A 23,020-nucleotide genomic window follows, 5' to 3' on the forward strand; every position below is an offset into this window, starting at 1 on the left:
CTGTCGGCGTGTTCAACCACGGCCCGACAACCCCATGCGTCACGACACCGCTCGTCCCGACACCTTCTTCAACGACGAGAACTCCAACCCCCACCGGCACGCCAGCTTCGAGGACATCCTCGCGCAGCGCCTGAGCCGCCGCCAAGTCATGGCGGTAGCCGGTGCAGCCGCCGCCACGGTCGCCACGTCTGCAGCCGCACCCGCCCTGGCCGCCCCGCCTGCGGGCGCCGCCCGGGCCGGGAGTACCGGCCCCGCACCGCTGCAACGGCTGGGCTTTGCCGCGGTTGGCAAGAGCAAGGCCGACACCGTGCTGGTGCCGCCCGGCTACCAGGTGCAGGTGCTCTACGCGCTGGGCGACCCGCTGTTCGCGGACGTGCCGGCGTTCCGTAACGACGGCACGGACACGCAGTTCGAACGCCGCGCCGGCGACCACCACGACGGGATGGAGTATTTCGGGCTCAGCCGCCGCGGCCAGCCCGACCCCACGAGCAGCCAGCGCGCGCTGCTGGTGGTCAACCACGAGGCCACCACGGACGAGAAGCTGACCTCGTTCTTCCTGCATGCCGACGGCGGCAAGGCCGCGCTGCCCCGCCCCGCGGCGGAGGTGGACAAGGAGATCGCGATCCACGGCGTGTCGGTCGTCGAGATCCAGCGCCACGGGCAGCGCTGGCAGACCATCGTCGGCTCACCGTTCAACCGGCGCCTGACGCCCGAGACGCCGATGGAAATCAGCGGCCCGGCGCGCGGCAGCCGCTGGATGGTGACCCAATACAGCGTCGACGGCACGCGCTGCCGCGGCACGCTCAACAACTGCGGCACCGGCAAGACGCCGTGGGGCACGTTCGTGACCGGCGAGGAGAACTGGTTCGGCTACTTCACCCGCCGCGCCGACGACGACGACGCCCGCAACGACGCGCGCGAGGTCGTGGCGCTCAACCGCTACGGCCGCAAGGCCGGCGCGGCCAGCCGCCACGGCTGGGAGACGGCGGGTGAGGCCGACCGCTACCGGCGCTTCGACTGCAGCAAGACCGGCAGCAGCGCCGACGGCAGCGACGACTACCGGCACGAGATCAACACCTTCGGCTGGATCGTCGAGATGGATCCCTACAACCCGAGTGCGCCCGTGGTCAAACGCACGGCGCTGGGGCGCTGCGCGCACGAAAATGCGGTGTTCGCCCCGGTCAAGGCCGGCGAACCGGTGGTGGTGTACATGGGTGACGACGCGCGCAACGAGTACATCTACAAGTTCGTCAGCAGCGCGCCGTGGGACCCGGCCGACGCGCAGGCCGCCGACCGCATCGCGGTGGGCAGCAAATACCTGGACCACGGGACGCTGTATGTCGCCCGCTTCGACGCGGACGGCCGCGGCGAGTGGGTGGAGCTGAGCCTGCGCAACCCGGCGGTGGCGGGATACGACAAGTTCCGCTTCGAGTCGCAGGCCGACGTCGTCGTGCACGCCCGCATCGCCGGCGACGCGGTCAAGGCCACGCGCATGGACCGCCCGGAGTGGGGCGGCATCCACCCGCGTAACGGCGAAGTGTATTTCACGCTGACCAACAACAGCAACCGCCGCGTCGAGCCCGCCAAGGGAGCGGAACTGGCCCCGGACGCCGCCAACCCGCGCGTCTACGTGGACATGAAGGGCGACAAGAAGCAAGAGGGCAACCCCAACGGCCACATCGTGCGCCTGCGCGAGGACGGCGGCGCGGCCAGCACGCGCTTCGTGTGGGACGTGTACCTGTTCGGCGCCCAGGCGGATGCCGACCGCGGCCTGATCAACCTCTCGGGCCTGACGGACGACAACGACTTCTCCAGCCCCGACGGGCTGTGGTTCAGCCCGTACTCGGGCATCTGCTGGATCCAGACGGACGACGGTGCCTACACCGACGTGACCAACTGCATGATGCTGGCGGCGCTGCCGGGCCGCGTGGGCGACGGCGAACGGCGCACGCTGCGCTACCGCAAGGCCGACGGCAGCGAGTTCACGGTCACGACCTACGTGGGCCGCGCGGGCGAGGTCAAGCGCTTCCTCGTCGGGCCGCCAGGCTGCGAGATCACGGGCATCGCCGAATCGCCCGACGGTCGCGCGCTGTTCGTCAACATCCAGCACCCGGGTGAAAACACCCGCATGGCGGACGTGAACGACCCGTCGAAGTACGAAAGCCAGTGGCCCGCGAAGGCCGGCTACGGCCCCGGCCAGCGCCCGCGGTCGGCGACGGTCGTCATCACGCGCACCGACGGCGGCCGCATCGGCACCTGAGCCCCGGCGCGTGGGCGCCCGGGCGCTTCACCCGGCGAAGCGTCCGGGCCGGTACGGGGCCGGGTCCAGGAACGGCGGCTCACCGGCGATCATCTCCGCCAACAGCCGCCCGGCCACCGGCCCGAGCGTGAAACCCTGGTGGGAGTGGCCGAAGTTGAACCACAGACCGGGGTGGCGCGGGGCCGGCCCCATGACGGGCAGCATGTCCGGCGTGCAGGGGCGCGCACCCAACCACGGTGACACCTCCACCGCGTGGCCCAGCTCGATCAGCTCGCGCGCGCAGTGCTCGGCCCGCCCCACCTGCACGGGGGTGACGGGGGCATCGCGGTGCGCAAACTCGGCCCCCGTGGTCAGCCGCAGGCCGCGCCGCATCGGGGCCAGCACATACCCCCGCTCCACGTCCAGCACCGGGCGCTGCAGGACGGCGCCATCCGCGTAGTGCTGGTGGTAGCCGCGCTTGACAAACAGCGGCAGCCGGTAGCCCAGACGCCGCAGCAGCGTGTCCGACCACGGCCCGAGCGCGACCACGGCGACCGGGGCGTCGAGGGTGTCCCCGCCGGGCAGGGGAAGGCGCCAGCCACCCCCGTGGGGCGAAAGCGCAATGGCGTCCGCCCGCACCAGACGGCCGCCACGCTGCACGAACAGCCGCGCGTAACGCGCGACCAGCGCCCCCGGGTCCGCGCACGCCCACGGGTCGCGCCAGTGCACCGCACCCGCCAGCCCTGGACGCAGCGCCGGCTCGGCCCGCGCCAGCGCCGCCGCGTCGAGCACCTCGACATCGAGCCCGAACGCGTGGGCGAGCCGAGCGGCGTCGCGCGCCGCGGCCTCGAAGGCGGGGCCCGTGCGGAACACGTCCAGATACCCGATAGGCCGCACGAGATCGGTGGCATTCGCCTGCTCGATCCACGGCCGGTGCTCGTCCAGGCAATGCGCGATCAGCCGCGCGTAGGCCTGCACCCGCTGGGGGTAGCGCGTCGGCCCGGAATCGCGCCAGTAGCGCCACAGCGGCCGCGCCAGGGCCGGCAACGCCGCCGCGTGGTAGTGCACGTCCACGCCCCGCCCGAGCGCGGCCTGCAACACCTTGCCCCACTGGCGCGGGAAGGGATACGGCTCGACGGCCTCGCGCTGGATCAGGCCGGCGTTGCCGTAGGAGGTTTCCTGACCCGGCTCGCGCCGGTCGACGAGCGCGACGTCGAAGCCGCGCTGCTGCAGGTGCAGCGCGGTGCAGGTACCGATCATCCCGGCGCCGAGCACGATCGCTCGACGCGCGGGGGTTGACGCAACCGGGTGGGTCATCGCGGGTCCTGGGCGCAAAGGTTCAGGACACGGGCGTGAGCTTGGCGACGGCGAGCGCCAGCCACTTCGTGCCGTGGCGGCGGAAGTCCACCTGCGCGCGCGCGTCGGCGCCCTGCCCTTCGATGGCAAGAACCGTGCCCTCGCCGAACTTGGTGTGAAACACCGCCATCCCGGTGCGGATCTCGGCCCCGCTGGCGCTGACCGCGGGGGCGCTGCGCGCCGGAGGGGCGGCCAGCGGGACACCCGCCAGGCCCGCCGGCCGCTCGTCCGTCAGGCCGCTGCGGCCCCAGGCCGGCTGCGGCACGCCCGCCGCGGCCCCGCCCCAGCCACCGAAGCCGCCGAACCCGCCGGATGCACGCGCCCGCGGCGGGCTGAGCCACTGCAGGCTCTCCGCCGGCAATTCGTCCAGAAAGCGGCTCGGGATGTGGTAGCGCGTCTGCCCGTGCAGCAGCCGCGTCTGCGCATGCGTCAGGTACAGCCGCCGGCGCGCGCGGGTGATCGCCACATACATCAACCGCCGCTCCTCCTCCAGCCCGTCGACGCTGGAGAGGCTGTTGTCGTGCGGGAACAGCCCCTCTTCCAGCCCCGTGATGAAGACCGCGTCGAACTCCAGCCCCTTGGCCGCGTGGACGGTCATCAGCTGCACCGCGGCCTGCCCGGCCTGCGCCTGATGGTCGCCGGCCTCCAGCGCCGCGTGGGTCAGGAACGCCGCCAGCGGGCTGAGCGTCTCGCCGGTCTCGGCCTCGACTCCCCCAGCCGTCGCGCCGGCCGCGGGGGCCGGAGTGCCCGTTTCATCGAGCGGCAGCGCCACCGCGTCGCGGCCAAAGCCCTCCTGGCTGACGAAGCTCTCGGCGGCGTTGACGAGCTCCTGCAGGTTCTCGATGCGCTCGGCCCCTTCGCGCTCGGCGCGGTAGTGCTCCAGCAGCCCGCTGTCGGCGAGCACGCCCTCGATGATCTCGCGCAGCGGGCGGCCGACGCTGCGCTCGCGCATCACGTCCAACCGGGCGACGAACGCCCCGAGCGCCGCTCCGCCACGCCCGCCGATGGCCGTCACCGCGTCATGCAGCGAGCAGCCGGCGTCGCGCGCCGCCTGCTGCAGCTGCTCGATGGTGCGCGCGCCGATGCCGCGCGGCGGGAAGTTGACCACGCGCAAAAAGCTCGTGTCGTCGTGCGGGTTCTCCAGCAGGCGCAGGTACGCCAGCGCGTGCTTGATCTCGGCCCGCTCGAAAAAGCGCAAGCCTCCGTACACCCGGTACGGGATGCCGGCGTTGAACAGCGCGCCCTCGATCGCGCGGCTTTGCGCGTTGCTGCGGTAGAGCACGGCGATTTCGTGCGGCGGAATGCCGTCGTTGCGGGTGAGCTGTCGGATTTCATCCACCACCCACTGCGCCTCCTCGTGGTCGCTGGGCAGCTCGACGACGCGCAGGCGCTCGCCCTCGCCTTGCTCGGTGCGCAGATTTTTGCCCAGCCGCTGGCGGTTGTGGTCGATCAGGTGGTTGGCCGCGTGCAGGATGTGGCCGACGCTGCGGTAGTTGCGCTCGAGCTTGATCGGCTCGGCGATGCCGAACTCGCGCACGAAGTCGCGCATATTGCCCACGCGCGCACCGCGGAAGGCGTAGATGCTTTGGTCGTCGTCGCCAACCGCCATCACCGCGTTGCCGCACGGCACGAAGCGCCCGTCCACCTCGTGGCCGGCGAGCTGCTTGATCCACGCGTACTGCAGCCGGTTGGTGTCCTGGAACTCGTCGATCAGCAGGTGGCGGAAGCGCCGCTGGTAGTGCACGCGCAGCGGCTCGTGATCGCGCAGCAGCTCGTAAGAGCGCAGCATCAGCTCGCCAAAATCGACCACGCCCTCGCGCTGGCACTGGGCCTCGTACGCCTGGTAGAGCTCGACCTGCAGGCGCTCCAGGTCATTGCGCGCCGGCAGGTGGTGGGGACGCAGCCCGTCCTCCTTGGCCCCGGCGATGAACCACTGCAGCTCTTTGGGCTTGACGCGCTCCTCGTCGATGTTGAGGGCCTTGAGCAGCCGCTTGATGGCGCTGAGCTGGTCCTGCGTGTCCAGGATCTGGAAGGTGGCCGGCAGTCCGGCGAGCTGGTGGTGCGCGCGCAGCAGGCGGTGGCACAGGCCGTGAAAGGTCCCGATCCACATCCCGCGCACGTTCAGTGGCAGCAGCGCCGACAGACGCGTGAGCATCTCCCGGGCCGCCTTGTTCGTGAACGTCACGGCCAGGATGCCGCCGGGCGTGGCCTGTCCGGTGGCGAGCAGCCACGCGATGCGGGTGGTCAGCACGCGCGTCTTGCCGGAGCCGGCCCCGGCCAGCACCAGCGCGTGCACCGGCGGCAGCGTGACGGCAGCGAGCTGCTCCGGGTTGAGGTCGCGCAGCAGCGGGTGGTCGGGGGGCAGGGACGGGGCGTTGCTGAAGGCCGGCGTCCCCCCGCCGGCAAACGGATCGGTCATGCCGCGATTGTAGGCAGCGGGGTCAGTCGCGCCGCCGCAGCGGGGGCTCGAGCGTGATCTCGACGCGGCGGTTCAGCGCGCGGCCCTCGGGCGTGTCGTTGGGAGCCAGCGGCCGCGTGTCGGCGTAGCCGGTGGCGCGCAGCCGCGTGGGGTTCAGGCCACGTGCCTCGAGGTGCCGCACCACACTGCTCGCGCGCGCGGCGGAGAGCTCCCAGTTCGACGGAAACCGCGCGGTCTGGATCGGCACGTTGTCCGTGTGTCCCTCGACGACGATGGTGTAGTCCGGCACACGGTTCATCGCCGGCAGCAGCCGGTCGATGACGGCCAGACCCGATGGTGTGAGCGTCGCCTCGCCGGAGGCGAACAACACCTCCGACGGGATGCGAAAACTCACCCCCTCGTCGCGCACGAGCATTTCGATGTCCTTGCCAAGGTCGCCCAGCGGCACGGTCGGGGCAGTGCCGGCACCCGGCGCCGTAGACGGCACCGCCGGCCCGCCAGGCGCGGTGGACGGGGCATCGGGTGCGCGCTGCTCGCTGGGGTGCGTACCGGGGCCGGGGGTCGCCGCCGGCAACCCGATCGGCGGCACGATGCTGCCCCCGCCGCCCGGCAGCGGTTGCCCCGCGCTCGGGGCAGCCTGACCCTGCGCCTCGGCCCGGCCCAGCGGGGGCTTGCGCGCGATCGGCTCGGAAAACGCCAGCATCAGCACCAGCATCACGAGCAGCAGCGTCATCACGTCCAGATACGTGATGAGCCAGCCCTCCTCCTCCGGCACGGCGTCGGGCTCCGCGTGCCAGCGTTGAAAGCGGCCCTTCTGCAGCACGGGCGGGCGGGGGGTGGCCATCGCGGGCTTCGCCCCCGCACCGGCCGAGACGCCGGGCAGCGGCGCTGCAGCGCCCGCCGCGGCCGCCCCCGCTCCGTTGGCGCGGGCAGCCTGTAGCGCCTTGGCCAGCGCGTCGTGCAGCTCCCGCTCGTTCACGTGGATCGCCCTCCGCCACGGTTGGCCGGGCGTGCCCCCGCCGCCGTCGGACCGACGCCGCCGCCGGCGCCCGCCCCCACCGCCGTGCGGTCGGTGCTGTCGCGGATCTCGTCCTCGCGGTGGGCGACGAAGGAGTTCAGCGTCTCGCGCATCAGCGACGGGCTGCGCCGCGCGCACATCATCGAGATGCCCTGCAGCACCATGTTCATCAGCACGACGCGCTGCTCGGTGCGGCGCTCGAGCTTCACCGCCACCGGCTTGAAGATCAGGTTCGCCAGCAGAATGCCGTAGAACGTCGTCATCAGCGCCACCGCCAGATGGCGGCCGATGACGACCAGATCGCCGCTGGCGACGACGTCCATCAAGTTGATGAGGCCCACCAACGTCCCGATCATCCCGAACGCCGGTGCATAGTTGGCCATCACGCGAAAGAGCTGCGCCTCGGCCGCCTCCTTGGCCTTCATGCGCGAGATGCGCCACTGCAGCAGGTCGAGGATGTCCTCCTCCGGGATGCGGTCGATGACGAGCTGCACCCCGGTGCGCAGAAACGGGTTGGAGATGCGCGGCAGCGCCTTTTCCACGAGCACCGGATCGTCGCGCATCCACAGGCGCGACACGTCCACCAGCTCCTCGATGTCGCGCTCGGTGTAGAGCCGCTCGTTGCGCATCACGGTGCCGATGAGCTTGAACACCCGCAGCACCTCGCCCATCGGGTAGCTCAGAAACGTCGCGGCCATCGTCCCCACCAGCACGATGCCGATGCTGGGCAGGTCGATGAACAGCCACGGATCGTCCGCGGCGAAAAAGATGAGGACACCCAGCAGCACGACGCTGGCGATCATGCCGATCAGGGTCGAGGGATTCATCGACGGCACTCCAAACGAGAGGCGGGGCCCGCGCCAACGCCGCGCAGTGCCGGCCACGCCGGGCGGCGCGCCCGGCCGCCCCTGGGGACCTATTGTGCCCCAGCGCCGCGGGCTGGGATAGAATCGGTCACCGGGCCACGCGAGCGCGCCCGGTTTTTGTCTGCTCGGCGCCACCATCGGGCCGCCGATCGCAACGGCACCGCCCCCGCCTCGCCCCCTGCCTGCAGCCATTGGGCCGCGCACTGCCCCAACGCGCCGCCTCCGTCCCGCGCCCCCCGTTGTGTCATCCCCGCGGGACGGCCGTCCACACAGGAGCCCAACGCATGGATATCTTCGACTACGACAACGTGCTGCTGCTGCCACGCAAGTGCCGCGTGAACAGCCGCAGCGAATGCGACACCTCGGTCGAGTTTGGCGGCCGCCGCTTCGTGCTGCCGGTGGTGCCGGCGAACATGAAGACCGTGATCGACGAGCCCATCGCCGAGTACCTGGCGGCCAACGGCTACTTCTACGTGATGCACCGCTTCGACCTCGACAGCGTCGCGTTCGCGAAACGCATGCGCGAGCGGGGGCTGTTCGTCTCGATCAGCTCTGGCGTCAAGGACGCCGACCGGGCGGTGATCGACCGCCTCGCGGCCGAAGGCGTCGGTGCCGACTACATCACGATCGACATCGCGCACGGTCACGCCGAGAGCGTGCGGCGCATGATCGCCTACATCAAGGAGCACCTGCCGCAGACCTTCGTGATCGCGGGCAACGTCGGCACGCCCGAGGCCGTGATCGACCTGGAGAACTGGGGGGCGGACGCGACCAAGGTCGGCATCGGCCCGGGCAAGGTGTGCATCACGCGGCTGAAAACGGGCTTTGGCACCGGCGGCTGGCAGCTCTCGGCGCTGAAGTGGTGCGCCCGCGTGGCCACCAAGCCCATCATCGCCGATGGCGGCATCCGCCACCACGGCGACATCGCCAAGAGCGTGCGCTTCGGCGCGGCGATGGTGATGATCGGCTCGCTGTTCGCCGGGCACGAGGAGTCGCCCGGTGCCACGGTCGAGGTCGACGGCAAGCTGTACAAAGAGTACTACGGGTCGGCCAGCGACTTCAACAAGGGCGAGTACAAGCACGTGGAGGGCAAGCGCATCCTCGAGCCGATCAAGGGCAAACTCGCCGACACGCTGCGCGAGATGCGCGAGGACTTGCAAAGCTCCATCAGCTACGCCGGCGGGCGCGTGCTGGCCGACCTGCGCAAGGTCAACTACGTCATCCTCGGCGGCGAAAACGCGGGCGAACACCTGCTGATGTGACGCCGGGGCGGACGCCGCCCCAAGCTGTCTCCTCTACGGGGTGCGGTGCACCCCGATATTCGCACACCCGATCGGCCGCCCCGCGCCGGCCGGTTTGCGCTCAGCGGGCCGCCGGCCGGCGGGCCGCGGCGAATTCGGCGCGTTGGGCGCGCGGCGCGCCCGAACGGCCCGCCCATCCCCGGTTGCCGTCGGGGCGGCGGCCGTGGCGCGGTGCCTCCGGCAGCCGCTGCGGCTCGAGGCCGGGAATCGTCAGCGCCGGAATCGGCTGGCGGCTGAACGCTTCGATCGCGCCGATGCGGCGGCGGTCGCGCGGCTCGGCCATCGTGACGGCCAGCCCGCGGCGCCCGGCGCGGCCGGTACGGCCGATGCGGTGCACGTAGTCCTCGGCCTTCATCGGCAGACCGTAGTTGAACACGTGGGTGATGGTGGGCACGTCGATGCCGCGCGCGGCGACGTCGGTGGCCACGAGGATGCGTACCTGCCCCTGGCGCAGCGCCTGCAGCCGGCGGTTGCGCAGACCCTGGCTCAGCGCGCCGTGCAGCGCGACGGCGGCAAAGCCGGCTTGCTGCAGATCCTGCGCGAGTTCGTCGCATTCGATCTGCGTGCTGGCGAAGACGATGGCCTGCTCGATGGCCTCGTCCCGCAACCAGTGATCGAGCACGCGGCGCTTGTGCGACGGGCTGTCGCACCAATATAGGCGCTGCTCGATGTGGGTGTGGCGGTCCTGCGCGGTCTCCAGCGCCACGCGCTGCGGATCGCGCATGATGCGCGCGGCCAGCGCCTGGATGCGCGGCGCGAAGGTGGCGCTGAACATCAGGGTCTGGCGCCGGCTCTCGGTCAGGCGGTGGATCTCGGCCAGGTCCTCGGCAAAGCCGAGGTCGAGCATGCGGTCCGCCTCGTCGAGGACGACGTGCTGCACGGCGTCCAGGCGCAGGTGCCCGCCGCGGTGCAGGTCGAGCAGGCGCCCCGGCGTGGCGATCACCACGGCGGCGCCCGCAAGGCGCTGCAGCTGCACCGGATACGGCATGCCGCCGACGACCGTCGCCACGCGCAGGCCGCGGGTGTGCCGCAGCAGGTCGATGGCGTCGCCGGCCACCTGCTGCGCCAGCTCGCGGGTGGGGCACAGCACCAGCGCCAGCGGTGCCGCCGGTTCGAAGCGGCCTCGGGCGGGGGCACGACCGCGACGCGCGCCGTCGCGGGGCGCCTCGGCCACCGGCTGGCGGCTCAGTGCGTCGAGCACGGGCAACAGGTAAGCGGCGGTCTTGCCGCTGCCGGTCTGGCTGGAGACCATCAGGTCGGCGCCACCAGCGTCGCGGGTCAGCGCGGGCGGGATGGCCGCCGCCTGGACGGGCGTGGGCTGCACGTAGCCGAGGTCGGCGATGGCGCGCAGCAGGGGTTCAGCGAGGTCGAGCGCGGCAAAGCCGCCGTCGCGGCCGGTGGCCGTGGAGGAAATCGGGTTCATCGGTCTATCCGTTGGGTTGTCATCACATCGACCCCCAACGAATCCCACCTTGAACGGAAGCGACGAGCAGCAGATGCAACAAAAAAGCGGTGGCAGTCATTGCCACCGCGCTTCGCATTATGACACAAACGCCGCGTCAGCGCGTCAGCAGCAGCTCCACCACGCGGAACAGCAGCGCCGCGAGCAGCGCCGTCGCGGGCACCGTGACGATCCACGCCGCCACGATACGCAACACGACCGAGCGCTTGACGATCTCCTGCTTGTACGCTTTCTTGAAGGCCTTGCGCTCCTTCTTGCTGAACCAGCCCGGCGCGAGTTCGCCGCGGCGCTCCATCTCCTTGGCGCGGCGCTTCATCTCGGCCAGCATGCGTTTTTTCTCCTCCACCGGGGCGGCCTCGAAGCGCACCAGATAGGCCTCGACCGCCTCGCGGTCCTCGCCCTGGTGGGCAGCCCGCACCACGGCCTCCATCTTCGCGTAGTTGACCTTGAGCAGCTCGCGCAGAAAGCCGACGCCGAACACCGCGCCGATCGAGACGTGTGTGGTCGACACCGGCATGCCGAGCTGCGACGCCAGGATGACCGTCACGGTGGCCGCCATCGCGATGGCATAGGCGCGCATGCGGTCGAGTTCGGTGATTTCCTTGCCGACCGTCATGATCAGCTTGCCGCCGTAGAGGGCCAGGCCCACCGACAACCCGAGCGCCCCGAGGATCAGGATCCACAGCGGGGTGGCGGCCTTGGCCACCACGGCACCGTGCAGCACGGCCTCGTAGATCGCCGCCAGCGGACCGATCGCGTTGGCGACGTCGTTGGCACCGTGCGCAAAACTCAGCAGCGCGGCGGCGAACACCAGCGGCCAGGTGAACAGTTCGTTGACCGCGGCCTTCGTGCCCGGCAGCGTCGCGGCGTGACGCGCGATCGGACCGCGCACGACCCAGAAGGTCAGCACCGCCACCCCGAAGCCCGCCAGCAGGGCCTGCCAGAAGCCGACCTTCACCACGTTGTTGAGCCCCTTGAGCAGCATGTACGTGGCGAACGCCCACGCCATCGCGGCGATCAGCAGCGGCACGCGACGGCCCGCCGCGGCCGCCATGTCGGCCTGGTAGGTGATGGTGCGCTTGGTGATGTATAGCACCGCCGCCGCGACCGCCCCGCCGAAGAGCGGCGACACGATCCAGCTCGCGACGATGGCGCCGATGGTACCCCAGTTGATGACGGCCCAGCCGCCGGCCGCGATGCCCGCACCGGCGACGGCGCCGATGATCGAGTGCGTGGTCGACACGGGCGCGCCGAGCACCGTCGCCACGTTCAGCCACAGCGCCCCGGCCAGCAGCGCCGCCAGCATCAGCCAGGTGAAGCGCTCGGGCTCGGCGAAGTCACGCATCTCGATGATGCCGCCCTTGATGGTGCCGACCACGTCCGCGCCGGCGACGATGGCCCCCAGCGCCTCGAAGATTGCGGCCAGGACGATTGCGCCGCCGAGGCTGATGGCGCCGGAGCCGACGGGCGGGCCCATGTTGTTGGCGACGTCGTTGGCACCGATGTTCATCGCCATGTACGCGCCGACGGCGGCGGCGATGACGAGGAACCACAGCGCTTGGGTCGACAGCCCGGGCAGCGCCTTCACAGAAAGCGCGGCGTACAGCCCGGCGATCAGGAGCGCGGCGACGGCGGCCGCAAGGCGCAGTGACTGCTCGAGCTGTTCACGTCCCGAGCGCGTGACCGGAGAGAGGATGGCGGACATGATGACGTGTCACGGAATGGTCAAAATTCCGTGAGCATACACCGGGCCGCTGGGGCGGCCATTCAGGCCGACAGGCGCAGGAAGTGCTCCCGATAATGCACGAGCTCGTCGATCGACTCGTGCACGTCGGCCAGCGCCGTGTGCCGCTGCTGCTTCTTGAAGGCGTCGTACACCTGCGGCCGCCAGCGCTTGGCCAGCTCCTTGAGGGTGCTGACGTCGAGGTTGCGGTAGTGGAAGTACGCCTCCAGCTTGGGCATATATTTGACGAGGAAGCGCCGGTCCTGCCCGACGCTGTTGCCGCACATCGGCGACGCCCCCTTCGGCACGTAGCGCGCGATGAACGCGAGCAACTGCTCCTCGGCGTCGGCTTCGGTGAGCGTGCTGGCCTTGACCTTGTCGATGAGGCCGCTGCGCCCGTGCGTGCCCTTGTTCCAGTTGTCCATCGCGTCGAGCACGGCGTCGCTCTGGTGGATGACGAGCACCGGCCCTTCGATGCGGGGGGTCAGGTGCGGGCCGGTAATGACCACCGCCACCTCCAGCAGGCGCTCGCGCTCGGGGTCCAGCCCCGACATCTCGCAGTCGATCCAGACCAGGTTCTGGTCACTCTTGGGCAGCGTCAGCGCCTCTGTGGACAGGGGTTCGGGCAGGGATGCGGCGTTCGTCATGCCCGCTATTGTCGCCGACGGCAGGACGCGCGGTGAGGGGCGACTCACCCCACACGGCCCATCCCCGAGACCTGCGCCGCGGCAGCGCCACGCGACTTTGGCTAGACTGCGGGACATGGAGCTTGCTGCCGTGCCCGCACACGTCGCGTGGACCTGGGCCTTCGTCGCCCTGCTGTTGTTGGACCTGGTGCTGCGTGTCTGGCTGTATTCGCGCCAGATGCGCCACGTCGCGCGCCACCGCGACCGGGTGCCGCCGGCGTTCGCGGGCCATGTCTCGCCCCAACAGCACGCCAAAGCCGCTGCTTACACGCTCGACAAGACGCGCCTGACGCTGCTGGAGGCGGTGTGGGGGGCGGCGCTGGTCGTGGGCTGGACGCTGCTGGGGGGCCTGGACGCGCTCAACCGCGCGCTGCTGGCGGTGATGGGGCCGGGCCTCGCGCAGCAGGTCGCGCTGGTGGGCGCGTTTTTCGCAATCGGCGCGCTGCTCGAGCTGCCATTGGCGTGGTGGCGCACCTTCCGGCTGGAGGCAGCGCACGGCTTCAACCGCATGACGCTGCGGCAGTGGCTGATCGATGGTCTCAAGGGCGCGATCGTGGGCGCGGCGCTGGGCCTGCCGCTGGCCGCGCTCGTGCTGTGGCTGTACGACACCGCCGGCGCGCTCTGGTGGCTGTGGGCGTGGGCGGCATGGATGGGCTTCAACACCGCGTTGCTGCTGCTCTACCCGCGCTGGATCGCGCCGTGGTTCAACCGTTTCGAACCGCTGACGGACGCGGACCTGCGCGCGCGGGTGGAGGCGCTGCTGGGGCGCTGTGGCCTGCGCAGCGCCGGCGTGTACGTGATGGACGGCAGCCGGCGCAGCGCGCACGCCAACGCGTATTGCACGGGCTTTGGGCCCGCCAAGCGCGTCGTGCTGTTCGACACCCTGCTGCAGCGCCTCGGGCCCGACGAGGTCGAGGCCGTGCTGGCGCACGAGCTCGGCCACGCCCACCACCGCCACGTGCTGCGGCGTCTCGTGTGGCTCGCGCTGGCCAGCGGCGTGGCGCTGGCCGTGTTGGGGTGGCTGTCGCAGCAGCTGTGGTTTTATTTCGGGTTGGGCGTCACCCCGAGCCTGGACGGGCGCAACGGGGCGCTGGCGCTGCTGGCGTTCGGCCTCGTCGCGCCGCTCGCGGGCACGGTCGTGGCGCCGCTGCTGAGCGCGCTGTCGCGGCGCGACGAATACCAGGCCGACCGCTACGCCGCGCGCCACGCCAGCGCCGGGGCGCTGGCGCAGGCGCTGCTGACGCTGGTGCGCGACAACGCCAGCACCCTGACACCGGACCCGTGGTACGTGCGCTTTTTTTACACGCACCCGCCAGCGGCGGACCGGCTGGCGAGGCTCGGCGTTTCGGCGTCGGGGGCCAGGCCATGACCGCGGACCGCGGACCGGGCGCGGCAGCCGCCGCGACGCGCGACGGGCTGGTCGTGGCCAGCTACGGCCGCCACCTGCTGGTGGAGGACAACGACGGCACCCGCATCCGCTGCCACCCCCGTGGCAAACGGCAGGAGGCCGTGGTCGGCGACCGGGTGCACTGGCGCGCCTCCGGCGACGAAGGGGTGATCGAGGCCGTGCAGCCGCGGCGCACCGTGCTGTTCCGCCAGGACGCCGTGCGCACCAAGGTCTTCGCCGCCAACGTCGACCAGGTGCTGGTGTTGCTCGCGGCGGAACCGGTCTACTCCGAACGCCAGCTCGCGCGGGCACTGATCGCCGCGCGCCACGCCGGCATCGAGCCGTTGATCGCCCTCAACAAACGCGACGTGCAACCCGCTTTCGACGAGGCGTGGGCGCGGCTTGCGCCGTACCGCGCGATGGGGGAAACCGTGCTACCGCTGCAACTCGGCGACGCCCCGGACGAGGCCCTGCTGGCCGCGCTGCAGCAGCGGTTGCACGGGCGCGTGACGCTGGTGATCGGTGCCTCCGGGGTCGGCAAGAGCACCCTGGTCAACCGGCTCGTCCCAGAGGCACAGGCACAGACCCAGCGCATCTCGCAGGCGCTGGGCACCGGCCGCCACACGACCACGCGCACCAGCTGGTACTGGCTGCGTGACGGGGCGGGCGGCGCGGTGATCGACTCGCCGGGCTTTCACGAGTTCGGACTGCACCACATCGCGCCGGAGGCGCTGGCGCACTGGATGCCGGACTTCGCGGCGTATCAGGGACAGTGCCGCTTCCACAACTGCACCCACCGGCAGGAACCCGGTTGCGCGATCCGCGCGGCGCTCGCCCCCCACGGGCCGATCGCGCCGCAGCGCTGGCAGCTCTACGTCGAGCTCTACGACGAATTGAGCGCCGCGCGCGCCCATTGAGCCCCCTTGCGCCACGGCCACCCCGGTCCGCGCACGCCCGTCAGAAGATGCGCGCCAGCAGCGCGAGCGCGAGCACCAGCAGCCACAGCACCACGCTGCGCCACACGAGGCCGACGGTGCTGGCCAGGTGCGCGAGCTGCGGTGCCGCCCCCTCGGCGCGGTCGCCCTCATCCGCCGGGGCGCGTGGCCACAGGCGCATCTGCATGGCCCCGCCCGCCACCGCCAGCAGCAACGCATCGCTCGGCTCCCACCATGCCGTGGCGTGCGCACGCCAGCGCTCCAGGGCCTCCTCGAAGTGCCCCACCACCGCAAAGCCCAGCACGGTGAGGCGCGCCGGCAGCGCATCGATCCCGCACCAGGCCCGCGCCGTCGCGCGGGCCACGGACTCGCTCACCACCGCAGGCCGCGGGGCGTCGAGTGGCCATTGCTGCGCCAGCCACGACGCCGCCCGATAAAGCACCGCCCCCGCCGGGCCGAGGCCCAGCGCTGCCAGGACGACGAACCAGCCGAGCACGCCGAGCACGTGCCGGTGGGCGCACAGAACGGCCTGCGCGATGACGCGGCGCAGCAGCTCCTCGCGCGGCCAGTCGACGGCCGGCGCGCCGCTCCACTCGGCGAACAGCGCCCGGGCGCGCGCCTCGTCGCCGGACTCGAGCGCCGCGCGTATCGCCGTGAAGTGGTGGCTGAACTGCCGAAAACCGAGCGTCGCGTACAGCACCGCGACCGTCCACGCAAACGCGAGCAGGCCGCTGACCGCCGCCAGCGCCAGGTAAACAGCCGTCACCGCGAGCACCGGCACCCCGACGGCCAGGCCCCACACCAGCCAGCCCTGACGCGGGTGGCCGGCGTCGAACTGGTGTTGCACCCACGCGGCCCAGGCGCCCATCGGCCCGTGCCACACGGCGTCGGCCCCGGGACGGCGCGCCTGGTCCAGCACCAAGGCCAACAGCACCGCGAAGAACGTCATGCGCGCATGATAGCGCCGGCGGCGACGAAGAAGCGGTACAGGTTGCGCAGCATCGCCGCGGTCGCGCCCCAGATGTAGCGCTCGACGCCGCCGTCGTCATAAGGCATCGACAGCCAGCGGCGACGCACGCCGCCGACGTCGAGCTCGTGGTGGCGGTGGTGGCGCGGATCCATCAGGAACGCGAGCGGCACCTCGAACGCATCGGCCACCTCCTGCGGGTTGGGCCGCCACGGCCCCTGCGGCCGCACCAGCGCGACCACCGGGGTGATGTGAAAGCCCGAGCCGGTCGCATACACCGGCAGCGTGCCCAGCGGCTCCACCCACGCCGGCGCGACGCCCACCTCCTCGGCTGCCTCGCGCAACGCGCAGCGCACCGGGTCACCATCGTCACAGGCGTCGAGCTTGCCGCCGGGAAAGGCCACCTGCCCCGCGTGCGTGGGCAGGTGCGCGGTGCGCTGCGTCAGCAGCACCGTCGGCCGCGCCCGCCACACCAGCGGCACCAGCACGGCGGCGGGCGTGGCCGGCCCCTCCACCCAGCGCGGCTCCGCGCGGATCTCCGGCGTCCACGGCGGCGGTGCGGCAAACCAGCCGCGCAGGGTGGCCGGGTCCAGCGCCTCCACCGGCACGGGCGGCAGGCCGTCGTCGCGCGCCACCACGGGCACCTGGCGGGGGTCGAATGCGGGCGGAGGCGCGGGGGGCGGTCGCATCGGAGAGGGATTGTGCCGCACCCGCGGCGGAGCATCCGCGGCGCGCCAACGATGCATCTTTTGCATGACAGCATGGCAAACCGGCTTTGGACAGCGCCGCCGGCTCCCCGTATGCTGCGCGCCATGTTCCACTCGGACAGCAAAAACCCATGACACAACACCCCGACACGGCACGCGCGAGCCACGCGCTGCCCTCGTACCTCGACCCGCAGCACCTCGGCCCGTGGGGCATCTTCCTGCAACAGGTGGACCGCGTAACGCCCTACCTCGGCAACCTCGCGCGCTGGGTCGAAACCCTCAAGCGCCCCAAGCGCATCCTGGTCGTGGACGTGCCGATCCAGATGGACGATGGCACCGTCGCGCACTTCGAGGGCTACCGCGTGCAGCACAACACCTCGCGCGGCCCCGGCAAGGGCGGCGTGCGCTTCCACCAGGACGTCACGCTCTCGGAGGTGATGGCGCTGGCGGCGTGGATGTCGATCAAGAACGCCGCCGTCAACGTCCCCTTCGGCGGCGCCAAAGGCGGCGTGCGCGTCGACCCGAAACGCCTCTCGGCGGGGGAACTCGAGCGCGTCACGCGCCGCTACACCAGCGAAATCGGCATCATCATCGGCCCGACCAAGGACATCCCCGCGCCCGACGTCAACACCAACGAGCGCGTGATGGCGTGGATGATGGACACCTACTCGATGAACGTCGGCGAGACCGCCACCGGCGTCGTCACCGGCAAGCCGATCAGCCTGGGCGGCTCGCTCGGCCGCCACGAGGCCACGGGCCGCGGCGTGTTCACGGTCGGCGCGGAAGCGGCACGCCGCATCGGGCTCGACCTCACCGGCGCGCGCGTGGCGGTGCAGGGCTTCGGTAACGTCGGCGGGGTGTCGGCGCGCCTGTTCGCCGAGGCGGGCGCGCGCGTCGTCGCGGTGCAGGACCACGCCGGCTGCGTGTACCGCGAGGCGGGGCTGGACATCCCCGCGCTGCTGGCGCATGCCAAGCAACACGGCACGGTCGCCGGCTTTCCGCAGGCCGAGGCCATTGCGCACGACGCCTTCTGGGACGTCCCGTGCGACATCCTGATCCCGGCGGCGCTGGAACAGCAGATCACGGCCGCCAACGCGCCGCGCATCACCGCGCGCCTGATCATCGAGGGCGCCAACGGCCCCACGACGCCCGAGGCGGACGACATCCTGCGCGACCGCGGCGTGCTCGTCGTGCCCGACGTCGTCGCCAACGCCGGCGGCGTGACCGTCAGCTATTTCGAGTGGGTGCAGGACTTCTCCAGCTTCTTCTGGAGCGAGGAGGAGATCAACCAGCGGCTGGTGGCGATCATGAAGGGCGCGCTGGAGGCCGTCTGGCAGGTGGCCGAGGACAAGGGCGTGAGCCTGCGCACGGCGACCTTCATCGTCGCCTGTGAGCGCATCCTGCGTGCGCGCGACCTGCGCGGCCTCTACCCCTGACGCGACGGCCACCGCCGGTGCGGTGGCACCGACGCCGGACTCACTGCAGCGGCTCTTTCAGCAGCGGTAAGTCCGGCAGCGGCAGGATGGGGACGCCCTCCTCGACGAGGGCCAAGGCCTCGTCGGGCGTGGCCACACCGCGGATGCTGCGCGCCGGGGCCTCGCCCTGGTGGATCGCCCGCGCCTCGGCGGCGAAGCGCTCGCCGACGTCTTCGCTGTCGCGCACCCACGCGCGCAGCGCCCGCAGCAGGCGCCCCTGCTGCTGCGGCGTCAGCGCCGGCACGGACGCCGCTGGGGTACCCCCGCCGGCCTGCTCGCTCCCTCCCTGGCGCGCCCCCGCATCTTCCGTCCGCCGCGTCTGCACGTAGGGCGCGCTCAGGCGCTTTTCCACCGCCTGATCGCCGCACACCGGGCATTCGAGCAGGCCCCGCTCGCGCTGGTCGCGGTAGTCGTCCTCGGAGGCGAACCAGCCCTCGAACACGTGGCCGTGCCGGCACCCCAGGTCGAGCACCTTCATGCCGCGCCCTCCTGCTCGCCCGCCGGGATGCCCGCATCCGCCTCGGACGCCCACGCCGCGGCGTCGCGCCAGTCGATGGGCCAGGCGCCACTGGCCACGTTTTGCCACCACAACAGCGCCGTCAGCGTCTTGCCGTCCGTCACCTCACCGCGCGGCACGGCCGCGAGCAGCTCGTCCGGAGCAACCGCCAGCACGTCGAGAAACTCGCCGTCGTCGAGTCGGCGCTCGCCCGCCTCCAAACCCCGCGCGAACCAGATCTCGATCACCTCGTCCGAATAGCCGATCGTCGGGTGCAGCACGCCCGCGCGCGCCCACTGCGCGGCGCGGTAGCCGGTCTCCTCCCACAGCTCACGCTGCGCACAGCAAAAAGCCGATTCCCGCGGATCGCGCTTGCCGGCGGGGAACTCGATCACCGCCTGCCGCACCGGGTAGCGGTACTGCCGCTCCACCACCAAGCGCCCGTCCGGCAGTGCCGGCACGATCAACACCGCGCCGGGGTGCCGGACATACTCTCGCGTCGCCCGACGGCCGTCGGGCAGCGTGACCTCGTCACAGTGCACGGACAGGAAGTAGCCGCGCCAGACGCAGGCCGACGCCTGCGTGCGCTCGCGCAGATGGGGCGCTTGCCGGTCCGGCAACAGGGGAGACGGCTCGACCACGGCCACGCTCCACACCGCCGCGTCAGCGGCGCACCAGGTAACGATAGACGAAGCCCGGAAAGGCGAAGGTCAGGAACATCGCCGCCGTGATCGCGTAGAACTCCCATCCCTGCGGGTAGCGCTGGCCGAGGTGCTGCTCCAGCCCAATCGCCACCGCCCCGACGGCGAAGTAAAGCAGCACCAGCTCCACCAACCGTCCCCACAGCGGCTTGGGCGACGCGCCGTGCCGCCACACCGCCAGCCAGCGATCGTTCAAAAACGGGACGTTCGCCCCCACCAGGGCCAGCACGATGACCAGCCCGACAGCCAGATCCAGACTCATGCGCCGATGGTACCCGGTCTCACAAGACCGAGCGCACGGCCTGGACACACAGCGTCAGCAAGCCCCCGGGCAGAATGCCCAGCAGCAGCACGGCCGCGCCGTTGAGCGAGAGCACCGCGCGCACCGCGACGGGGGCCTCGATGGGCGCGGTCTGCGTCGGCGCGTCGAAGTACATCACCTTGACCACACGCAGATAGTAGAACGCCCCGACCAGCGACGCCAGCACCGCGAACACCGCCAACCCCACGTACACACCGCCGCCGGCGGCGAGCAGCGCCTGCAGCACGACGAGCTTGGCATAGAACCCCACCAGCGGCGGCACCCCCGCGAGCGAGAACATGCACGCCGCCATCACCCCCGCGTACAGCGGGCTGCGCTGGTTGAGCCCCGCCAGATCCGCGATTTCCTCGGACTCGAAGCCGTCCCGCGTCAGCAGCAAGATGACGCCAAAGGTCGCCAGCGTCGTCAGCACGTAGGTGACGACGTAAAACATCGCCGCACCCCACGCGTCGCCCATGCCCGCGCGGTCGCCGCCCACGACGCCGCCGACCAGCGCGAGCAGCATGAAGCCCATTTGCGCGATGGTCGAAAATGCCAGCATCCGCTTGAGGTTGGTCTGCGCAACCGCAGCCAGGTTGCCCACCAGCAGCGACGCCACCGCCAGCACCGCGAGCATCTGCTGCCATTCGACCGCCACCGCCACCAGCCCCTCGGCCAGCAGACGCACGACGATCGCAAAGGCGGCGAGCTTCGGCGCCCCGCCGATCATCAGCGTGATCGCGGTCGGCGCGCCGTGGTAGATGTCCGGCACCCACATGTGGAACGGCACGACGCCGAGCTTGAAAGCCAGGCCCGCGACGACGAACACCACGCCGAGCGTCAGCACCATCGGCTGCTGCACGCCCGCGGCGACCACTTCCGCCACCCCCGACAGCAGCAGCGTGCCGGTCGCGCCATACACCAGCGACAGTCCGTAGAGCAAAAAGCCGCTGGCCAGCGCGCCGAGGACGAAATACTTCATCGCCGCCTCGGTCGAACGCGCGTCGTCGCGACGCAGCGCCACCAGCGCATAGCTCGACAGCGTCAGCAACTCCAGCCCCAGGTAGATCACGAGCAGGTGCTGCCCCGAGATCATCACGAACATGCCCAGCAGCGCGAACATCGACAGCGTGAACAGCTCGCCGCCGCGCAGCATCTGCCGTGGCCCGGCATAGGGGCGCGCATACAGCAGCGTGACCATCAGCGCGACGGTGGCGAAGCACTTGAGCCACGCACCCATCGGGTCGCTGACGATCATGCCGCCAAAGCCCACCAGGGTCTGGCCGCTGAGCGCGAGGTAACCCTCGAGCGCGGCGACGACGGCCAGCGTGAGCTGCGTCAGGCGGAAGGTCGCGTCGCGCCGGGGCGAATCGACGAAGAGGTCGTACAGGGCGATCACGCACGCCATCGCGAGCAGCAACAGCTCGGGGGTGGCGGCGGCCCAGCTGATGGCATCGATCATGGGGAGTCGGCTTTCCATCGAGAGGGTTGCAACGCGTCAGGCCAGCTTGGAGACGGCGACGTGCTTGAGCAGCTGCTGCACCGCCGGGTCCATCACATCGGTGAACGGCTTCGGATGAATGCCGAAGTACAGCACCATGACCGCCAGCAGCGTGAGCATCAGGAATTCGCGGGCGTTGATGTCCTGCAGCGCCTTGACGTGCTCGTGCACCGGCGCGCCGAGGTAGACCCGCTTGAACATCCACAGCGAATAGGCCGCACCGAGGATCAGCGAAGTGGCCGCGAGCAGCCCGATCCAGAAATTCGCCTTGACAGCCGCAAGGATCACCATCCACTCACCGACGAAACCGGCCGTCCCCGGCAGGCCCGCGTTGGCCATCACGAACAGCAGCGCGAACGCCCCGAACGCCGGCATCGTCTGCAGCACACCGCCGTAGTCGCGGATTTCGCGCGAGTGCACGCGGTCGTACAGCACACCGATGCACAGGAACATCGCGGCCGAGACGAAGCCGTGCGCGATCATCTGCACGATCGCGCCGGACACCCCGAGGTCGTTGAAGACGAAGAAGCCCAGCGTGACGAAGCCCATGTGGGCGACCGACGAGTAGGCGACGAGCTTCTTCATGTCCTGCTGCACCATCGCCACCAGCCCGACGTAGATCACGGCGACGAGCGACAGCGCGATCATCAGGTCCGCCCACTCGTGCGCGGCGTCCGGCGTGATCGGCAGCGAAAAGCGCAGGAAGCCATACGCGCCGAGCTTGAGCATGATCGCCGCCAGCACGGCCGAGCCACCAGTGGGCGCCTCGACGTGCACGTCCGGGAGCCAGGTGTGCACCGGCCACATCGGCACCTTGACCGCGAACGCCGCCAGGAACGCGAAGAACAGCGCGGTTTGGGCCGGGCCGCTCAGCGGGAGCTGGTACCACGTCGCCAGGTCGAAGCTGCCGCCCGAGACGTTGTAGAGGTAGATCAGCGCCACCAGCATCAGCAGCGAGCCCAGCAGCGTGTAGAGGAAAAACTTGAACGCCGCGTAGATCTTGTTCGGCCCGCCCCAGATGCCGATGATGATGTACATCGGGATCAGCGTCGCTTCGAAGAAGATGTAGAACAACATCGCATCGAGCGATGCGAACACGCCGATCATCAGGCCCGAGAGGATCAGGAACGCCCCCATGTACTGGTTGACCCGCTCGGTGATCACCTCCCAGCCGGCGATCACGACGACGACCGTGATGAACGCGGTGAGCAGCACCAGCCACAGCGAGATGCCGTCGACGCCGAGGTGGTAGTGGACGTTGAAGCGCTCGATCCACGGGGCCTTCTCGACGAACTGCATCGCCGCCGAGCCGACCTCGAACCCGGTGTAGAGCGGCACCGTCACCGCCAGACCCAGCAGCGCGCCGATCAGCGCCAGCCAGCGCACCACGCCGGCGTGTTCATCGCGCCCCAGCGCCAGCAGCACGACGCCAAAAAAGATCGGCGTCCAAATCGCAAGGCTCAGCAAACCCATGCTTTCG

19 protein-coding genes are annotated in these 23,020 nt (G+C 70.9%); 5 read left to right on the forward strand and 14 right to left on the reverse strand.

Annotated elements, in window-relative coordinates:
- The first annotated feature begins 34 nt into the window (after positions 1–34).
- Positions 35–2,260 (forward strand): PhoX family protein, encoded by a 2,226-nt coding sequence (locus LCC91_RS06360; protein ID WP_058615407.1) that lies wholly within the window; start codon positions 35–37, stop codon positions 2,258–2,260.
- A 27-nt stretch (positions 2,261–2,287) separates the two neighbouring features.
- Here the strand turns inward: LCC91_RS06360 and LCC91_RS06365 are convergent, their stop codons facing one another.
- The 4 genes from LCC91_RS06365 to LCC91_RS06380 are packed head-to-tail and all read right to left on the reverse strand — an operon-like array spanning position 2,288 to position 7,859.
- Entirely contained in the window at positions 2,288–3,556 is a 1,269-nt protein-coding gene (locus LCC91_RS06365; RefSeq protein WP_082007470.1) for an NAD(P)/FAD-dependent oxidoreductase, read from the reverse strand.
- Positions 3,557–3,578: 22 nt separating this feature from the next.
- Positions 3,579–6,014, reverse strand: a complete 2,436-nt coding sequence (locus tag LCC91_RS06370) for a UvrD-helicase domain-containing protein (RefSeq protein ID WP_082668233.1) — start codon at positions 6,012–6,014, stop codon at positions 3,579–3,581.
- A 22-nt stretch (positions 6,015–6,036) separates the two neighbouring features.
- A complete protein-coding gene (locus LCC91_RS06375) occupies positions 6,037–6,993 on the reverse strand; it encodes an OmpA family protein (protein ID WP_052231416.1) in 957 nt (318 codons plus the stop codon).
- Positions 6,990–7,859, reverse strand: coding sequence for a motility protein A (locus tag LCC91_RS06380; RefSeq protein ID WP_082668234.1), 870 nt, complete (start codon positions 7,857–7,859; stop codon positions 6,990–6,992). Before LCC91_RS06380 ends, LCC91_RS06375 begins: the two co-directional genes overlap by 4 nt.
- A 323-nt stretch (positions 7,860–8,182) precedes the next feature.
- Here LCC91_RS06380 and LCC91_RS06385 point away from each other — a divergent pair, with 323 nt between their 5' ends.
- Positions 8,183–9,160 carry a GMP reductase gene (locus LCC91_RS06385; RefSeq protein WP_143897368.1) on the forward strand — a complete coding sequence of 326 codons (978 nt, stop codon included), beginning with the start codon at positions 8,183–8,185 and terminating at the stop codon, positions 9,158–9,160.
- 100 nt (positions 9,161–9,260) lie between these two features.
- Here the strand turns inward: LCC91_RS06385 and LCC91_RS06390 are convergent, their stop codons facing one another.
- The 3 genes from LCC91_RS06390 to orn form a co-directional block, all read right to left on the reverse strand.
- On the reverse strand, positions 9,261–10,622 hold the full coding sequence (locus LCC91_RS06390; protein WP_143897367.1) for a DEAD/DEAH box helicase: 1,362 nt from the start codon (positions 10,620–10,622) through the stop codon (positions 9,261–9,263).
- A 136-nt stretch (positions 10,623–10,758) separates the two neighbouring features.
- The gene (locus tag LCC91_RS06395; protein WP_143897366.1) at positions 10,759–12,366 is read right to left on the reverse strand and encodes an inorganic phosphate transporter; all 1,608 of its coding nucleotides are present in this window, start codon (positions 12,364–12,366) and stop codon (positions 10,759–10,761) included.
- Positions 12,367–12,428: 62 nt separating this feature from the next.
- The gene (orn, locus tag LCC91_RS06400) at positions 12,429–13,031 is read right to left on the reverse strand and encodes an oligoribonuclease (RefSeq protein ID WP_043699123.1); all 603 of its coding nucleotides are present in this window, start codon (positions 13,029–13,031) and stop codon (positions 12,429–12,431) included.
- 115 nt (positions 13,032–13,146) lie between these two features.
- On the opposite strand from orn, the gene LCC91_RS06405 reads away from it, so the two are divergent.
- Entirely contained in the window at positions 13,147–14,439 is a 1,293-nt protein-coding gene (locus LCC91_RS06405; RefSeq protein WP_043699125.1) for a M48 family metallopeptidase, read from the forward strand.
- Positions 14,436–15,374: a ribosome small subunit-dependent GTPase A gene (gene rsgA, locus LCC91_RS06410; RefSeq protein WP_043699128.1), complete on the forward strand. Its 939-nt coding sequence runs from the start codon at positions 14,436–14,438 to the stop codon at positions 15,372–15,374. The genes LCC91_RS06405 and rsgA overlap by 4 nt, the downstream gene beginning before the upstream one ends.
- Before the next feature lie 40 nt (positions 15,375–15,414).
- Here the strand turns inward: rsgA and LCC91_RS06415 are convergent, their stop codons facing one another.
- Both LCC91_RS06415 and LCC91_RS06420 read right to left on the reverse strand, forming a co-directional pair.
- Positions 15,415–16,341, reverse strand: a complete 927-nt coding sequence (locus LCC91_RS06415) for a cobalamin biosynthesis protein (RefSeq protein ID WP_043699131.1) — start codon at positions 16,339–16,341, stop codon at positions 15,415–15,417.
- Positions 16,338–17,048: a CoA pyrophosphatase gene (locus tag LCC91_RS06420; protein ID WP_043699133.1), complete on the reverse strand. Its 711-nt coding sequence runs from the start codon at positions 17,046–17,048 to the stop codon at positions 16,338–16,340. The genes LCC91_RS06415 and LCC91_RS06420 overlap by 4 nt, the downstream gene beginning before the upstream one ends.
- A gap of 149 nt (positions 17,049–17,197) precedes the next feature.
- Between LCC91_RS06420 and LCC91_RS06425 the strand changes: the two genes are divergently transcribed.
- Complete coding sequence (locus tag LCC91_RS06425) at positions 17,198–18,502, forward strand: Glu/Leu/Phe/Val family dehydrogenase (RefSeq protein WP_043699135.1); 1,305 nt, start codon at positions 17,198–17,200, stop codon at positions 18,500–18,502.
- A 40-nt stretch (positions 18,503–18,542) separates the two neighbouring features.
- Here LCC91_RS06425 and LCC91_RS06430 read toward each other — a convergent pair whose 3' ends face one another.
- The 5 genes from LCC91_RS06430 to LCC91_RS06450 are packed head-to-tail and all read right to left on the reverse strand — an operon-like array spanning position 18,543 to position 23,013.
- Positions 18,543–19,019, reverse strand: a complete 477-nt coding sequence (locus LCC91_RS06430) for a DUF1178 family protein (RefSeq protein ID WP_043699137.1) — start codon at positions 19,017–19,019, stop codon at positions 18,543–18,545.
- The gene (locus LCC91_RS06435) at positions 19,016–19,678 is read right to left on the reverse strand and encodes an NUDIX domain-containing protein (protein WP_313904184.1); all 663 of its coding nucleotides are present in this window, start codon (positions 19,676–19,678) and stop codon (positions 19,016–19,018) included. Before LCC91_RS06435 ends, LCC91_RS06430 begins: the two co-directional genes overlap by 4 nt.
- Before the next feature lie 22 nt (positions 19,679–19,700).
- Positions 19,701–20,000, reverse strand: a complete 300-nt coding sequence (locus LCC91_RS06440) for a DUF2818 family protein (protein WP_058615413.1) — start codon at positions 19,998–20,000, stop codon at positions 19,701–19,703.
- Positions 20,001–20,019: 19 nt separating this feature from the next.
- Positions 20,020–21,501, reverse strand: a complete 1,482-nt coding sequence (gene nuoN, locus LCC91_RS06445) for an NADH-quinone oxidoreductase subunit NuoN (protein WP_058615414.1) — start codon at positions 21,499–21,501, stop codon at positions 20,020–20,022.
- A gap of 36 nt (positions 21,502–21,537) precedes the next feature.
- Positions 21,538–23,013, reverse strand: coding sequence for an NADH-quinone oxidoreductase subunit M (locus LCC91_RS06450; RefSeq protein WP_058615415.1), 1,476 nt, complete (start codon positions 23,011–23,013; stop codon positions 21,538–21,540).
- Positions 23,014–23,020: the final 7 nt, after the last annotated feature.

The sequence above is a fragment of the Tepidimonas taiwanensis genome, from assembly GCF_020162115.1.
Taxonomy (GTDB): Bacteria; Pseudomonadota; Gammaproteobacteria; order Burkholderiales; family Burkholderiaceae_C; genus Tepidimonas; species Tepidimonas taiwanensis.